The sequence below is a fragment of the Pseudonocardia endophytica genome (assembly GCF_004339565.1).
In the GTDB taxonomy this organism is placed as follows: domain Bacteria; phylum Actinomycetota; class Actinomycetes; order Mycobacteriales; family Pseudonocardiaceae; genus Pseudonocardia; species Pseudonocardia endophytica.
Genome location: NZ_SMFZ01000001.1, coordinates 3,798,845 through 3,814,244, shown reverse-complemented (window position 1 = coordinate 3,814,244; position 15,400 = coordinate 3,798,845). Strand labels below are relative to the sequence as shown.

Genomic DNA, 15,400 nt, shown 5'->3' with positions numbered 1-15,400 from the left:
CTCCTGACCCGTCAACGGCCGGGAGGCGCCCGGCGTTCCCTACCGGACGACGTTCACCAATCGCCCTGGCACGACGATGACCTTCTTCGGCTCCGCACCCTCCAGCGCCGCGGCGATCTTCTCGTCGGCCAGCGCCGCGGCCCTCACGTCGTCCTGCCCGGCGTCGGCGGGCACCGTCACCCGGGACCGGACCTTGCCGTTCAGCTGGATCGGGTACTCGACGGTGTCCGCGGTCAGGTACCGCTCGTCGGCCACCGGGAACGGCTCGTAGGCCAGCGAGGAGTCGTGGCCCAGCTTGCGCCACAGCTCCTCGGACAGGTGCGGCGTCAGCGGGGACATCATCAGCACCAGCGGCTCGGCCACCGACCGCGGCACCGCGGCGCCGCGCTTGGTCAGGTGGTTGTTCAGCTCGATCAGCTTCGCGGCGGCCGTGTTGTAGTGCAGCGCCGGGTAGTCGGCCCGGACGCCGGCGATCGCCTTGTTCAGCGCGCGCAGCGTGTCCTCGTCCGGGGCGTCGTCGGTGACCGTCGGCTCGCCGGACCATTCGTCGACCAGGTTGCGCCACACCCGTTGCAGGAACCGCTGGGGTCCGACGACGTCCCGGGTCGACCAGGGCCGCGACGCCTCCATCGGTCCGGTGTACATCTCGTACAGCCGGAACGTGTCCGCGCCGTAGCGGTCACACATCTCGTCCGGCGTCACGACGTTCTTCAGCGACTTGCCCATCTTCCCGTACTCCTGGTGCACGGGCTGGCCGTTCCACGTGAAACCGCCGTCGGCGCTCTCCACGACCTCCTCGGCGGGCACGTACAGCCCGCGCGCATCGGTGTAGGCCCAGGCCTGGATGTAGCCCTGGTTGAACAGCTTCCGGAACGGCTCCTCGCTGGTCACGTGGCCCAGGTCGAACAGCACCTTGTGCCAGAACCGGGAGTACAGCAGGTGCAGGACGGCGTGCTCGACGCCGCCGACGTACAGGTCGACACCGCCGGGATCGCTGGTGCCTGGCTGCGCCTTCGTCTGGTCGGGGCCCAGCCAGTACTGCTCGGCCTCCGTCGAGACGAACCGCTCGTCGTTGTCCGGGTCCAGGTAGCGCAGGTAGTACCAGCACGAGCCGGCCCACTGCGGCATCGTGTTCGTCTCGCGCCGGTAGGTCTTCGGGCCGTCACCCAGGTCCAGCTCGACGGTCACCCACTCCGTCGCCCGCCCCAGCGGCGGCTCCGGCTCGGTGTCCGCGTCCGCCGGGTCGTAGGCACGGGGCGCGTAGTCGTCCACGTCCGGCAGCACGACGGGCAGCTGGTCCTCGGGCAGTGCGATCGGACCGTGCTCGTCCCAGACGATCGGGAACGGCTCGCCCCAGTAGCGCTGCCGGGAGAACAGCCAGTCCCGCAGCTTGTAGACGACGACGCCCTCGCCGTCGCCCCGTGCGGACAGCCAGTCGATGATCGCCCGCTTCGCGTCCGCGACACCCAGGCCGTCCAGGCTGATCTCCGGGTTCGACGAGTTGATCGCCGGCCCGTCGCCGACGTACGCCTCGCCGTCGAAGCCCTCGGACGGCTGGACGGTCCGCACGATCGGCAGGCCGAACGCGAGAGCGAAGTCCCAGTCGCGCTGGTCCTGTCCGGGCACCGCCATGATCGCGCCGGTGCCGTAGCCCATCAGCACGTAGTCGGCGACGAACACCGGGATGTCCTGGCCGTTCACCGGGTTCGTGGCGAACGCGCCGGTGAACACGCCGGTCTTGTCGCGGTTCTCCTGGCGGTCCAGTTCGGACTTGCGGCCGGCCTCGGCGCGGTAGGCGTCGACGGCCTCGGCCGGCGTACGGGCGCCGCCGGTCCACCGCTCGTCGGTGCCGTCGGGCCAGACACCGGGTGTCAGCGAATCGACCAGCGGGTGCTCCGGCGCCAGCACCATGTAGGTCGCGCCGAACAGCGTGTCCGGACGGGTGGTGAACACCTCGATCGGGTCGGTACCCGCGACGGCGAACCGCACCCGCGCGCCCTCGGAACGACCGATCCAGTTGCGCTGCATCGCCTTGACCGAGTCCGGCCAGTCGACCCGGTCCAGGTCGTCGGCCAGCCGGTCGGCGTACGCGGTGATCCGCATCATCCACTGCTTCAGGTTCCGGCGGAACACCGGATAGTTGCCGCGCTCGGAGCGGCCGTCCGCCGTGACCTCCTCGTTCGCCAGCACCGTGCCCAGCCCGGGGCACCAGTTCACCGGCGCCTCGGAGATGTAGGCCAGCCGGTACGAGTCGATCAGTGCGCGGCGCTCGGTCTCGTCCAGCTCCGTGTACGGACGTCCGTCCGGAGTCGGACGCTCACCGGACTCGAACCCGGCACGTAGCTCCGCGATCGGGCGGGCGCGACCGGCGTCGGTGTCGTACCAGGACTCGAAGATCTCGCGGAAGATCCACTGGGTCCACCGGTAGAACGGGATGTCCGTGGTCGCGACCGAGCGGCGCTTGTCGTGCGCCAGGCCCAGCTGGCGCAGCTGGGCGCGGTAGCGCTCGATGTTCGCCTCGGTCGTCGCGCGCGGGTGGGTTCCGGTCTGCACCGCGTACTGCTCGGCGGGCAGGCCGAACGCGTCGAAGCCCATCGGGTGCAGCACGTTGTGCCCGGTCATGCGCAGGTAACGGCCCAGCACGTCGGTGCCGATGAAGCCCAGCGGGTGCCCGACGTGCAGTCCCGATCCGGACGGGTACGGGAACATGTCCATCAGGTAGAACTTCGGCTTCTCCGAGCCGGGCTCGCCCGGGTTGGGCGCGTGGAACGTGCCCTCGCGCTCCCAGACGTCCTGCCACTCGCCCTCGATCCGGGCGGCCATCGCGGCGTCGTAGCGGTAGGGCGGCTGGTCGGCCGGAGCCGTCCGGCCGGTCGCGCTGGTGTCGGTGCTCATCTTCCGCTTCACCTCGGTGGTTCTCTCGTGACGGCCCGCACGTCGACCGGGCCGGAACACAGGCGACCCCTCCGCCACCGGGGCAGGAGGGGTCGTCGCCGCGTCACCGAGCCGGTCTGGGGCTCAGGTCGACGCGGCGCCGGGAAGTCGGAACGTCCGGCGGGCCGTGCACATGTGACCAGGGTAGCCCGCGTACCCGGTCCACCTCGATCGGGTTCCGGCGGGTTGCCGGTCCGGCAAGGATCCATGCGCATCCGTTCCGGCGCGTGCAGAGTCGCGGCCGACACTGCGAGCACGAGAGGACAGGGCATGACCGACACCGCCCACGACCCCACCGGCGGCCACACGGACGCGAACGAGTTCTGGGAGGAGCGCTACCGCGACGGCGGCGGGCACGGAGGCGACCGCCCGAACGCCCGGCTCCCGGAGCTGGTCGCAGACCTCGGGCCGGGCGCCGTCCTGGACCTGGCGTGCGGCCCCGGCGGGGACACGCTCTGGTTCGCCGGGCACGGATGGCACGTCACGGCCGTCGACATCTCCTCGGCGGCGACGACGCGGCTGGCCGAGCGTGCCGCGGAGCGCGGGTTCGGCGACCGCGTCCGCACCGAGCGCCACGACCTGGCCGAGACGTTCCCGACGGGCGAGTTCGACCTGGTCTCGGCGTTCTACTTGCACACGCCGTTCGAGCTCGACCGGGTCTCGGTCCTCCGCACGGCAGCCCGTGCGCTGCGTCCCGGCGGGCACCTGCTCGTCGTCGACCACAACGACGTCGCGCCGTGGATGTCGGTCGACGATGGCCACCGGTTCCCGACGCCGCAGGAGATCGCCGACGCGCTCGCGCTCGACCCGGCGGAGTGGACGACGGTCCGGGCGGACCGACCTCGGCGCGAGGCCACCGGCCCGGATGGGACGACGGCGACCGTGACCGACGGCGTCCTGCTGATCCGCCGCTCATGACCGACCGCACGCCGCCGGCCACGGAGAACGACGAGAAGTCCGTCCTGCTCGGGTTCCTCGACCACCTGCGCGATGCCGTCGCGACCAAGGCGGCCGGCGTGCCGGAGCGGGACGTCCGGGCGGCGGGCGTCCCGTCCGGCACGAACCTGCTCGGGCTCGTCACGCACCTGACCGCCGTCGAACGGTTCTACTTCCTCGGCGAGCAGCCGCGGAGCTGGCCCGGAACGTTCCGGGCGCCCTCGTCGGTGTCCGCCGAGGACGCGATCGCCGCCTACCGGGCCGCCGTCGCCGAGGCGGACGCCGTGATCGCGGAGTGCACCGACCTCGCCGCACCCGCGCCACGGTGGCCCCGTCGCGGTGGCGCACCGGCGATGCGGTGGGTGCTGGCGCACATGATCGAGGAGACCGGACGGCACGCCGGGCACATGGACATCCTGCGCGAGCAGATCGACGGCGCCACCGGACGCTGAGCCGCCCGGGGAGGTATCTACCCTGGTGATGTGCCCACAACCCTGCGTCTCGTGCTGGCCGGTGTCCTCGTGCTGGCCGGACTCGTGCTGGTCGTGGTCGCCACGCTGGGGGCGACCTCACGGCTTCCGCGCAACCGCTTCGCCGGCGTCCGGACCCGGGCGAGCCTGCGCAGCGGTGCGGCGTTCGCCGCGGCGAACCGGGTCGCGGCGCCGCCGGCGGGCGCGGCCGGCGTGATCGCGCTGGTCGGCGGCGTCGCGCTGGCCGCCACCCCGGGATCGGTCCTGGCCTGGGTGTTCGTCGCCGTCTCGGTGATCGGGACGGTGCTGCTGGCCGGCGTCGGCGGCGTGGTCGGCGATCGCGCTGCCGCAGCGGTGCAGCCGGAACCGGCTCCGACGTGCGGCGGGACGTGCGCCGGGTGCGACCTGGTCGCCGGCTGCGGTCCCGGTCGGACCGTGGACGAGGGGACCGTCACCAGCCCATCGAGCCCGGGCCGCCCTTGAACGGGCCGACGACCTCGTCGGTGACCCAGCCGCCGTAGAACCCGCCCGGCTGCGGGCGGACGACCTCGCCGTCCAGCGTGATCTCGTCGAACGGCGCGACGTAGACGGCGACCCGGTCGGTCAGCTCCGGGTAGCGCCGGTCCGGTTCCGGGTACCACCAGCCGACCGCACGGAGCGGCTCCGCGCCGGGCACGGTCACGTCGACGTAGCTCGCGACGCCCTTCCACTCGCAGAACGTGCTGTGTCGTCCCCACCCCGTCGGCTTCGCCGACGACCGTCCCCCGGGCTCGACCGGCACCAGCATGCCGTCGGTGAACGCGGTCCGCGGGACGTAGTACGTCGGGGGATGGCTGGTCTCCAGGACGCGCACCAGGTCGTCGGACTCGGCGACGACGGCGCCCGCGTGCCGCAGCACGGCGCGGCGGTGCATCCGCTCCGCGCGCGGGGGACGCGGGTAGTCCCACACCGACTCCTGACCCGGGCCCGGCCGCTCGGGGCTCGGACGTCGATCGAACATGAGTATGACCTGCCCGTCCCGGTGATCGTCCACCTCGACGCTAGCGCCGCATCGCGAAACGTTCGGCACCGATCTCGGAGGCCCAGGCGCCCGCAGGCGGCGTTGCCGCCCTTGCGAAGACGCCCGGTATGAGCTGCGGGCGGCGCCTTGCCTGCGAACGCCTGGATCCGCCGATTCCGGCACCAACGTTGCGCGACACGACACTAGCGCCGATCCGGGGGAGGGCGCACGCCTGCCGGACGTCGCAGGCGCCACCACACGAGTGCCCCGTACCCGACGACGGCGACCAGGAGCCCGACACCGGTCCCGGCATCCAGGGAGCCGGCAGCGGCCAGGACGAGAACGGCGACCGCGGCCAGAACTCCCATGCCGAGCGCGGCCGAGACGGCAACCCGGCGCCGCCCGGTCACGGCCGTCCTCCCTCGGCCTGCGGTGTCGATCCGGCCCCACGCGTCCGTGCCGCGCCGGCCGTGCGTGCGAGCTCGATGAAGTCCGCGACCGCGCGCCACCGGTCCGCCGGTGGATCGGACACGCCGGAGATCGCGGCCGGATCCTCGCGGTAGGCGTCGCCGATCCGACGGCCGACGTCCGGGTCACCCCCCGAGAACCGGGCCCCGAGCTCGTCGAGGCGTCCGACCAGCCGCCGCACGGCCGGGTCGTCCGGCCGTGCACCTGCGGTCAGCAACGCGTCGGCCCGCCGGTACAGCTGCGGCCACTCGATCTCGAGCATGTAGTGCGCGGCAGGACCCGCTGCCCGGACAGCGGCGCCGACGGCGTCGATCTGGTCGGGGTCGAGGTGCTCGCCCAGCACCGAGCCGTCCGGGCCGTGCTGGGCGCGCACCGCGGCGAGCAGCACGTCCGCCGTCACGGCGGACTGCTCGTCCAGGCTCCGTTCGACCTGGACCAGCCGGTCGCGCAGGGTGCTCAGGTCGGTGAGGCGGCGGTCGACGTCGGCCAGCTGGTCGGAGACGATCCGCCGGGTGTCGGCACCGCCGTCGAGACACGTGGCGATGCTGTCGAGCGTCAGGCCCAGGCTGCGCAGCCCCAGTATCCGGTACAGGCGGAGCAGGTCGTCGGAGTCGTACTCGCGGTGCCCGCCGTCGGTCCGTGCCGATGGCGAGAGCAACCCGATCGAGTCCCAGTACCGCAGCGTCCGTTGGCTGAGCCCGCTCGACGCCGCGAGCGCTCCGACCCGCCACCGGCGGCTCTGTTCGGTCATGCTTCGAGCATCGGCCATGACGCGGCGTCAGGTTCAAGACCGATCCGGCGGATGCGTGCGCTAGTGCCGTGTCGCGCAACGTTGGTGCCGGAATCGGCGGATCCAGGCGTTCGCAGGCAAGGCGCCGCCCGCAGCTCATACCGGGCGTCTTCGCAAGGGCGGCAACGCCGCCTGCGGGCGCCTGGGCCTCCGAGATCGGTGCCGAACGTTTCGCGATGCGGCACTAGTTGTGCGCCGGATTGAGCGGATACGTCGCCAGCAGCGCCAGCGGCACACCCTGGCGGCGCAGCACGCGCTCCCAGAGCTGGTCGTGCGTCCCGGCCAGCACGTCGTCCGGCAGGGCAGGGACCACGAACCAGTCCCCGCGCGAGATCTCACCCGCCAGCTGTCCGGCGTCCCAGCCGGAGTAGCCGGCGAACACCCGCAGGCCGCGCAACCGCGGGGCGAGCGGGCCCGGATCGGAATCCAGGTCGACGAGCTGGACCGGCTCCCGGACCGACATGACGCCGTTCAGGCCGGAGTTCGTCTGCCCCGTGCGCAGCGCGGCCAGGCACAGCGCGGTGCCGCTCTCCACCGGCCCGCCGACGAACAGCGACCGCGGCTCGGTGGCGAGCTTCGCCCACGCCGGCAGCACGTCCTGCACCTCGGCCGGCCCCGGCCGGTTCAGCACGACCCCGAGGCTGCCCTGGGGGCGGTGCTCGATGACGTAGACGACGGTCCGTGCGAAGTTCGGGTCCGTCAGGCCGGGCGCGGCCACCAGCAGGCTGCCCGGCGACACCGGAGGAGGGGCCCCTGGTCCGGCCCGGTGATCGCGCACGTTCCCATCGTTGCACCCGCGCGAGCGAAGTACGCTCACCACCCGTGCGGATTTCGACGACCGGCCCGGAGCAGGCGACCGGGTTCGGCCGTGGAGGAATCTCCTTGCTCCATCTGCTGCGTGACAGCAGGTTCGGACGTCTTCTGGCGGTGCGCCTGTCGGCCCAGTGGGCGGACGGGCTGTTCCAGGCCGCGCTCGGCGGCGCCGTGCTGTTCAACCCGGAACGCGAGGCCGACCCGCTGCTCGTCGCGTCCGGGCTCGCCGTGATGCTGCTGCCGTACTCGCTGCTCGGACCGTTCGCGGGCGCGCTGCTCGACCGCTGGGACCGACGGCGGGTGCTCGCCGGCGCGAGCCTGCTGCGCGCCGTACTCGTCACCGGTGTGGCCGGGGCGCTGGCCGCGGGATGGGGCGGGCCGGGACTGTTCGCGCTGGCACTGGCCGTGACCGGGGTGAACCGGTTCGTGCTCTCCGGGCTGTCCGCGGCGCTGCCGCACACCATCGCGGACCGGGCCGGGCTGGTCGCGGCGAACACGGCGTCGGTGACGGCGGGCGCCGCCGTCGCGGCGCTCGGCGCCGTGTGCGCGGTCGGACTGCGGGCCGTGTTCGGGTCCGGTGACGCCGGGTCGGCGCTCGTCACGCTCGTCGGCTGCCTCGGCTCGGTGGTCGCGGCCGGGCTCGCACTCGGGTTCGCGCGTCGCGGGCTCGGTCCGGACGGGGACCACAGGGACCACGGGGACCGGATCGGGGTGCTGCGCGACGTCGCGGGCGGCCTGCTCGCCGGGGCGCGTGCGACGGCGGCCACGCCGGCCGTGGCGGCGCCGTTCCTCGGTCTGGTCGCCCACCGGCTGGCGTTCGGCATCAACACGCTGCTGATGCTCATGCTGTTCCGCGCCGTGTTCACCGCGGGCGTCGGCGGCATGCTCGGCGTCGGCGCGGTCGTCCTACTCACGGCGGCAGGGCTCGGCGCGGCCGCGCTGCTGACCCCGTGGCTCGTGGCGCGCCTCGGCATCACGACGACCGTCCGGGTCGCGCTCGGCGGCGCGGCGGTCGCCCAGCTGACGGTGGCGTCCGCGCTCGTCCTGCCGGTGGTCCTGGTGACGGCGTTCGCGCTCGGCGTGTGCGGCCAGGTCGTGAAGCTCTGCGCCGACGCCGGCGTGCAGGCCGGTGCCGACGACGCCGTCCGCGGGCGGATCTTCTCGCTGTTCGACGCCGTGTTCAACGTCTGTTACGTCCTCGCCGTGACCGCGGCGGCGTTCGCCGCGCCCCCGGACGGGGACTCGCCCGCACTGCTGGCCGTGGCCGGCGTCCTCTACCTGGCCGGGCTGGGAGCGCACATCGCGTACGGACGATTCATACGTTCGTATAGGACGTACGTCTAGACGCCGTTCTCGGCGGCCCAGGCACGGAGCTCCGCCTCGGCGCGCTCCGGCCCCAGCGGTCCCTGCTCCATCCGCAGCGCCAGCAGGTGCTTGTACGCCGTGCCGACGACCGGGCCGGGCCCGACACCGAGCAGCTCCATGATCTGGTTGCCGTCCAGGTCCGGCCGGATCGCGTCCAGCTCCTCCTGCTTGCGGAGATCGGCGATCCGGTTCTCGAGACCGTCGTAGCTGCGCTGCAGTGCGGCGGCGCGACGACGGTTGCGCGTCGTGCAGTCCGAGCGCACCAGCTTGTGCAGGCGGTCCAGCAGCTTCCCGGCGTCCGTGACGTAGCGGCGCACGGCCGAGTCCGTCCACTCGCCCTTGCCGTAGCCGTGGAAGCGCAGGTGCAGGTAGACGAGCTGGCTGACGTCCTCGATGACCGACTTCGGGTACTTCAGCGCACGCAACCGCTTGCGGGTCATCTTCGCGCCGACCACCTCGTGGTGGTGGAAGCTCACCCGCCCGTCCGGCTCCTTGCGGCGGGTGGCCGGCTTGCCGATGTCGTGCAGCAGCGCGGCGAGCCGCAGCACCAGGTCCGGTCCGTCGTACTCGAGGTCGATCGCCTGCTCGAGCACCACCAGCGAGTGCGTGTAGACGTCCTTGTGCTGCATGTGCTCGTCGACCTCGAGGCGCATCGCGGGCACCTCCGGGACGACCTTCTCGGCCAGGCCGGTCTCGACCATCAGCTCGAGCGCACGCCGCGGCTGCTCGCCGAGCACAAGCTTGGAGAACTCGGCCTGCACGCGCTCCGCGGTGATCCGGTCCAGCTCGCCCGCCATCGCCGTCATCGCCGCGACCACCCGGTCGGACGGCGTGAAGCCCAGCTGGGAGACGAACCGCGCGGCGCGCAGCATCCGGAGGGGATCGTCGGAGAACGAACGCTCCGGAGCGTCCGGGGTGTCCAGCACGCCATGAGCCAGGGCGGCCAGCCCGCCGTGCGGGTCGACGAAGCGCCGCTCGTCGCCCGCCAGCTCCACGGCCATCGCGTTCACCGTGAAGTCGCGCCGGACCAGGTCGCCGAGCACGTCGTCGCCGAAGCGGACCTCGGGGTTGCGGGAGGCACCGTCGTAGGTGTCCGCGCGGAACGTGGTGATCTCCAGCATGTGGTCCCCGCGGCGGGCGCCGACGGTGCCGAACGCGATGCCGGTGTCCCAGGTCGCGTCCGCCCATCCCGACACGATGTCGAGGATCGCCTCCGGGCGGGCATCGGTCGTGAAGTCGAGGTCACCGGACGGGCGCTTCAGCAGCGCATCCCGCACGCTGCCGCCGACCAGGTAGAGCAGGTGGCCGCGCGCGGCGAACCGGGCGGCCAGCTCGTCGGCGACGGCGGGCACGTCGAGCATCTCGACCACGGCGTTCTCCTGGGCACGGTGCAGCTCGTCGCTCGCCGAGCGGTCCTTCGATGAGGAGGACACGGCCGCGGACGTGGCGCGAGCGGAGATCGTGAGGGACGACGACACGACGGGCCAGTGTAGGCATCACCTGCGGGGCACCTCGAACGTGTTCCCGCGCAGGGGTGTGACGATCGCTCCCCGGTCGTGGCGCCCACCGCGTCGTTGGCCGGTCGACAGGCCCCGCTCTCGTTACCATCGCCACATGTCCACCTCCCGCGGCCGCTCCTCCGCCGGTCGTGGCGCGGGACGGGCACGACGGTCCGCGGATCGGCGGCGGCGCCTGCGCACGGTCGACGAGACGTCGGCGGGTGGTCTGGTCGTGGACCGCAACCGCGGTGCGGCCGCTCTGATCGGCCGTCTCGACCGGCGCGGACGGCTCCTGTGGTCGCTCCCCAAGGGCCACATCGAGGCAGGTGAGACGGCGGAGCAGGCGGCGGTGCGCGAGGTCGAGGAGGAGACCGGCATCATCGGCCGCGTGCTGGCACCGCTGGGCACCATCGACTTCTGGTTCGTCGCCGAGGACCGACGCGTGCACAAGACCGTCCACCACTTCCTGATGCGCGCCCTCGGCGGCGAGCTCAGCGACGACGACGTGGAGGTGGCCGAGGTCGCCTGGGTGCCGCTGGACGAGCTGGAGGGCCGGCTCGCCTACGCCGACGAGCGACGGCTCATCCGGCACGCCACGACGCTGCTGGAGGAGACGGCGTGAGGAAGGTCGCGGCCCTGGTCGCGATCGTCCTGCTCGCCCTGCTGGGCACCGACGCGGCGGCGCTCGCCGCGCCGACCGCCCCGCCGGCCCCGACGGCGGACACCCCGTCCCGCGCTCCGCAGCAGGCGCAGCCGTCCCCGATCCGCCTCAACCTGTCCACGATGAGCCCCCGGGTGGTCACCGCAGCCGGGCCCGCGGAGCTCGTGGTCACCGGGTCGATCACGAACACCGGCACCACCCCGGTCGACAACGTCGGCGTCCGCACCCAGCGCGGCGCGCCGCTGGGCAGCGAGTCCGAGATGCGGTCGGCACTCGAGGGCGAGGCCGCGGTGGATGCGGTCACCCCGGCGTTCACCGACCTCGGCACGCTCGCACCGGGCGCCACGGTGCCGTTCCGCTACTCCGTCCCGTTCACCGGTGACCCCGCGACGACGCTCGGGCTCACCGAGCCGGGCACCTACCCGCTGCTGGTCAACGTGAACGGTGCCGCCGGCGGCGAGCGGTCCCGGTTGGCGTCGGCCAGGACGCTTCTGCCGGTCTCCGGCCTTCCCGGCGCTCCACCGCCCGCCGCTCCGCAGGCCGCCTCGCCGTTCAGCGTGCTCTACCCGATCACCGAGGCGCCGAAGCGGATCCCGCCGGTGCCCGGCGAGGAACCCGTGCTCACCGACGACGAGCTCGCCACCTCGTTCGCGCCGGGCGGGCGCCTCCGCGGGCTGGTGGACGCGCTCACCCAGCAGGCGCCGACCGGCAGTCCGGTCCGCACCTCCGTCTGCCTCGCCGTCGACCCGGAGCTGGTCGCGACGGCCGCCGCGATGCGCGGCGGGTACCAGGTCGCCGCACCGGGCGGCCCGCTCGTGCCGGGCCGCGGCGCGGACGCCGCCGGCCAGTGGCTCGACGCACTGTCCGCGACGGCGCGCGGGAGCTGCGTGATGGCGCTCCCGACGTCCGACGCCGACCTGGTGTCGCTGGTCAGGGGCGGGCAGGCCGATCTCGCGCGGACGGCCGTGGAGCAGGGGAGGGACACGCTCTCCCGCGATCTCGGCGTCCCGGTGCTGGGCGGCACGGTCTGGCCGTCCTCCGGGGTGCTCGACGACCCGACGCTCGGAGCACTGCCGGGTACGACGTCGCTGCTGCTCTCGTCGGAGGGCGTCGGCGGCACGAACACCGCACGCACATCCGGGGTGGTCGCCGTGAACGGCCCGCGGGGGCCGGTCCGCGCCGTACTGACCGACCCGCTGCTGACCCAGGCCGCAGGCGGCGCACCCGATCTCGGGACCGACCGCCCGGCCACCGGCGACGTCGTGGCGGGCGGCGACGGACCGCTGTCCGCGCAGGACCTCCTCGGCACGCTCGCCTACCGGACCGCGCGGGGCCCCGGCGACGGTCCGGTGGTGGTGGCGCCCCCGCACCGGTGGACGGCCGACGGCGCGGCCGCGGCCGGCCTGCTGTCCGGGATCGCCTCGCTGATCGCCGACGGCAGGCTCGCGCCGACCGGCCTGTCCGCCATCACGTCGACGGCGCCGGTCGGCGACGCCACGACCGGGACCGGACGGCTCTACTACCCGGTCCAGGCCGGCAGCGCCGAGGTGCCCGCCTCCGCCGTGGCCGTGGTGGCCGACCAGATCCGCGCGATCGGCGAGCTGCAGGGCGCGGCGGAGGCACGCACCGGTGTCGGCGCCAGCCCGGAGGACGTGTTCGGCTCGCTGCGGCTCGGCATGCTGCGGGCGGTGTCCGGCGCGTGGCGCGGCGACCCGGCCGCGGCGGACTCCAACGCGGCGATCGTCGCCGACCGCGTCGACCGCCTGCGCGGGACGGTGCGCGTGCTCGAGCCACCGAGCCCGTACTCGCTCGGTACCAGCGACGCTCCGCTGCTGATCACGGTCGCGAACGGGCTCCCCGTGACGATGAACGTCCGGGTCGTGCTGTCCACGTCGTCCGGCCTGCGGATCGCGCCGATCCCGGAGCAGGCCGTGCCGCCGCTCGGACGGATCCAGGTCCGGGTGAGCGCGAAGGTCACCCGCGCCGGCCAGTTCAGCGTCGACGCCGGGCTGCGCACGCCGTCCGGGGCCGTGCTCGGGCCGGACACCCGGCTGCGGGTGCGCTCGACCGTGTACGGCGAGGTCACGGTGTGGCTGACCGCGGTCGCGGGCGCGGTCTTCCTGGTGCTCGTCGTACGACGGATCCTGCGGAGGATCCGCCCCGACGGCGACCCGCCGTCGTCGTCCGGACCTCCACCGGACCCTCCGGACCGCGGACCGCCGCGCGGGGGCGACGGCACCGACCCGAACTCCGCGACCGTCCCGACACGGGTGTCCGGGACACCCCGCGCGCCAGCGGGAGCCCGTCCGGCCGCACCCCGTCCGGCCGAGGCGCCGGTGGCGCCGCGCCCGGACGGACGAACCGGGCCCGTGCGCCGACCGGTACCGCCGCCCCACACCGGCGAGCCCGACCAGCCCCGGAGACGACCGTGAGGGAGCCCGTCCACCCGCTCGCCGCCACGTCCGCGCCGGTCGGCGCGCTCAAACGCCTCACCGGCGCGCCTACAGCAACGGCTGTTGCGAGCGCGACGTGGCCGATCCCACCCCGCCGAGCGGGTACCAGGTCGGTCTCACCGGGTCGTCCGGACGGGTGGCGGTGAAGTAGTCTTGGGCGGTTGGCAGGGCTCCGGACGTCATGGGAGGTCGAGGCCGTTGAGCGGGCACACGGAACAGCGTGCCGCCCGCACCGGTACCGACCCGACCGACGAGCTCCCGGACGACGAAACGGAGGGCCCTGCCGTGGGACGCCCGGACGCATCGACCGACGTGCCGGCCCGAGAGACCGGGCCCGCGCCGTCGGCCTCCGAGCAGACGCGGCGGACCCCGAGTCCGATCCCGCGCGTCCCCGCACAGGCCCGTCCTACCGACCGGTTGCCGGTCGCGCGTGACGTCGTCGGGACGGCGGCGGGCTCGTCGCTGACCGACCGGTACGTGCTGCGTCAGCGTGTCGGCTCCGACCAGGGCGCGGGCGCCGAGTTCTGGCGGGCCGAGGACACCGTCCTGCGCCGCCCGGTCGCGATCACCGTCCTGCGCAGGCTCCCCGCCGACGACCGCTCCGACGACCCCGAGGGCGCCGCCCGCGCCGGCGAGATGGTCGTCCGCGCGCTGCGATCGGGCTGCTTCGAGCACAGCGGCAGCGCGCGCCTGCTGGACGTGCTGGCACCGGGCAGCGAGGGCCTGCCGGAGGACGTGCTCGGCGCCGCCGTCGCCGAATGGGTCCCGGGGCGGAGCCTGACCGAGGTCGTGTCCGGTGGCCCGATCCGGGCGCTGCGCGCCGCTCGCATGGTCGAGCCGCTCGCCGCCGCGGCGACGGAAGCCCACCAGCAGGGACTCGTGCTCGGCTGCGACCACCCGCAGCGGATCCGGATCACGCCGGACGGGCGGGCCCAGCTGGCGTTCCTGCTGCCGCGCCCGTCGGTGTCCGCGAGCGACGACGTCCGCGGTCTCGGGGCGATCCTCTACACGCTGCTGACCCGCCGGTGGCCGCTGTCGGTCGCCGACGCCGCCCGTGCCGAACTGGTGGCCGCGGAGCGCACGCCGTCGGGCCGGCTGCGCACGCCGTCGTCGCTGCGCCCCGGTGTGCCGCTCGAACTGGACACGCTGTGCGTCGGCGCGCTCGGGCACGGCGACGGGGCGGGCCGCGTGCACACCGCCGCGGCCGTCCACCGGATGCTGACCGAGATCCTCGCCGAGGAGGACGAGGCGGCGCTGTTCCCGCCGCTGCGCGACGGCACCGCGTCCGAGCCGGACGACGTGTGGCAGGACGAGGACCGCGTGCCGGACGCGCGTCGCGACCCGGTGCGCCGGCGCAACCTGATGGTCGGTCTCGCCGTGCTGGGCGTCGGCGTGCTGATCGTGCTGGGCTACCTCGGCGTGCAGCTCGGATCGTTGTTCGGCGAGGGCCGCGGCGCGCCGCCGGTGGTCGTGGGTTCCGGTCCGCCCGGCGCGTCCGCGCCCGCGCAACCGGGTGCCAGCGCACCGGTGACGAACGCGTCGCTGTCCGTGTACGACCCGAACGGCGACGGCGACAACGTCGGCACGGTCTCCCGTGCGACCGACGGCGATCCGAACACGGTGTGGAAGACCCAGGAGTACCGCCAGCAGCTGCCCGCCCTGAAGCCCGGCATCGGGCTCATGGCCTCGTTCGTGTCCACCGAGCAGCTCTCCGACCTGGTGATCGACTCGAACAGTCCCGGAACGGTCGTCGAGGTGCGCAGCGCACCGACGCCGGACGCCGACTTCGGCCTGACGGTCCCGATCACGACGGTCACGCTGCAGCAGGGCCGCACGACCGTGCCGCTGACCCAGAGCCAGCCGACCCAGCACCTGCTCCTGTGGATCACGAAGCTCGGCGGCGGCGAGGGCAACTACGTCTCGGAGATCGGCGAGGTCACGTTCGACCGCGCCTCGCCCTGAACCGTTCACGGATGTGACGGGCTCGGGCCGATCGGCCCCGGTCGGCCGA

Annotated in this window: 13 protein-coding genes; 7 read left to right on the top strand and 6 right to left on the bottom strand. The window is 73.8% G+C overall.

Features of this window, described 5'->3' with window-relative positions; all coding sequences use genetic code 11:
• Nucleotides 1-39: 39 nt before the first annotated feature.
• On the bottom strand, nt 40-2,895 hold the full coding sequence (gene leuS, locus EV378_RS17710; RefSeq protein WP_132426803.1) for a leucine--tRNA ligase: 2,856 nt from the start codon (nt 2,893-2,895) through the stop codon (nt 40-42).
• A gap of 309 nt (nt 2,896-3,204) precedes the next feature.
• On the opposite strand from leuS, the gene EV378_RS17705 reads away from it, so the two are divergent.
• Genes EV378_RS17705 through EV378_RS17695 form a run of 3 tightly spaced genes read left to right on the top strand, consistent with a single transcriptional unit; the run spans nt 3,205 to nt 4,823 of the window.
• Nucleotides 3,205-3,852: a class I SAM-dependent methyltransferase gene (locus EV378_RS17705; protein ID WP_132426801.1), complete on the top strand. Its 648-nt coding sequence runs from the start codon at nt 3,205-3,207 to the stop codon at nt 3,850-3,852.
• Nucleotides 3,849-4,322, top strand: a complete 474-nt coding sequence (locus EV378_RS17700) for a DinB family protein (protein WP_132426799.1) — start codon at nt 3,849-3,851, stop codon at nt 4,320-4,322. Before EV378_RS17705 ends, EV378_RS17700 begins: the two co-directional genes overlap by 4 nt.
• A 30-nt stretch (nt 4,323-4,352) precedes the next feature.
• Nucleotides 4,353-4,823, top strand: a complete 471-nt coding sequence (locus EV378_RS17695) for an SdpI family protein (protein ID WP_165922322.1) — start codon at nt 4,353-4,355, stop codon at nt 4,821-4,823.
• Here EV378_RS17695 and EV378_RS17690 read toward each other — a convergent pair.
• The 4 genes from EV378_RS17690 to EV378_RS17675 all read right to left on the bottom strand — a co-directional run bounded on the left by EV378_RS17690 (nt 4,792) and on the right by EV378_RS17675 (nt 7,376).
• Nucleotides 4,792-5,340, bottom strand: a complete 549-nt coding sequence (locus tag EV378_RS17690) for a DUF427 domain-containing protein (protein WP_132426795.1) — start codon at nt 5,338-5,340, stop codon at nt 4,792-4,794. The genes EV378_RS17695 and EV378_RS17690 overlap by 32 nt on opposite strands.
• Before the next feature lie 203 nt (nt 5,341-5,543).
• Nucleotides 5,544-5,750, bottom strand: coding sequence for a hypothetical protein (locus tag EV378_RS17685; RefSeq protein ID WP_132426793.1), 207 nt, complete (start codon nt 5,748-5,750; stop codon nt 5,544-5,546).
• Nucleotides 5,747-6,559: a MerR family transcriptional regulator gene (locus EV378_RS17680; RefSeq protein ID WP_132426791.1), complete on the bottom strand. Its 813-nt coding sequence runs from the start codon at nt 6,557-6,559 to the stop codon at nt 5,747-5,749. The genes EV378_RS17685 and EV378_RS17680 overlap by 4 nt, the downstream gene beginning before the upstream one ends.
• Before the next feature lie 223 nt (nt 6,560-6,782).
• On the bottom strand, nt 6,783-7,376 hold the full coding sequence (locus tag EV378_RS17675; protein WP_132426789.1) for a YqgE/AlgH family protein: 594 nt from the start codon (nt 7,374-7,376) through the stop codon (nt 6,783-6,785).
• Nucleotides 7,377-7,420: 44 nt separating this feature from the next.
• Between EV378_RS17675 and EV378_RS17670 the strand changes: the two genes are divergently transcribed.
• The gene (locus EV378_RS17670; RefSeq protein WP_243653523.1) at nt 7,421-8,755 is read left to right on the top strand and encodes an MFS transporter; all 1,335 of its coding nucleotides are present in this window, start codon (nt 7,421-7,423) and stop codon (nt 8,753-8,755) included.
• Here the strand turns inward: EV378_RS17670 and EV378_RS17665 are convergent.
• The gene (locus tag EV378_RS17665) at nt 8,752-10,209 is read right to left on the bottom strand and encodes a CCA tRNA nucleotidyltransferase (protein WP_279389653.1); all 1,458 of its coding nucleotides are present in this window, start codon (nt 10,207-10,209) and stop codon (nt 8,752-8,754) included. The genes EV378_RS17670 and EV378_RS17665 overlap by 4 nt on opposite strands.
• A 181-nt stretch (nt 10,210-10,390) precedes the next feature.
• Between EV378_RS17665 and EV378_RS17660 the strand changes: the two genes are divergently transcribed.
• The 3 genes from EV378_RS17660 (at nt 10,391) to EV378_RS17650 (ending at nt 15,351) form a co-directional block, all read left to right on the top strand.
• Nucleotides 10,391-10,897, top strand: coding sequence for an NUDIX hydrolase (locus EV378_RS17660; protein ID WP_132426787.1), 507 nt, complete (start codon nt 10,391-10,393; stop codon nt 10,895-10,897).
• Nucleotides 10,894-13,368: a DUF6049 family protein gene (locus EV378_RS17655; RefSeq protein ID WP_132426785.1), complete on the top strand. Its 2,475-nt coding sequence runs from the start codon at nt 10,894-10,896 to the stop codon at nt 13,366-13,368. Before EV378_RS17660 ends, EV378_RS17655 begins: the two co-directional genes overlap by 4 nt.
• A gap of 438 nt (nt 13,369-13,806) precedes the next feature.
• The gene (locus EV378_RS17650; RefSeq protein ID WP_243653522.1) at nt 13,807-15,351 is read left to right on the top strand and encodes a protein kinase family protein; all 1,545 of its coding nucleotides are present in this window, start codon (nt 13,807-13,809) and stop codon (nt 15,349-15,351) included.
• Nucleotides 15,352-15,400: the final 49 nt, after the last annotated feature.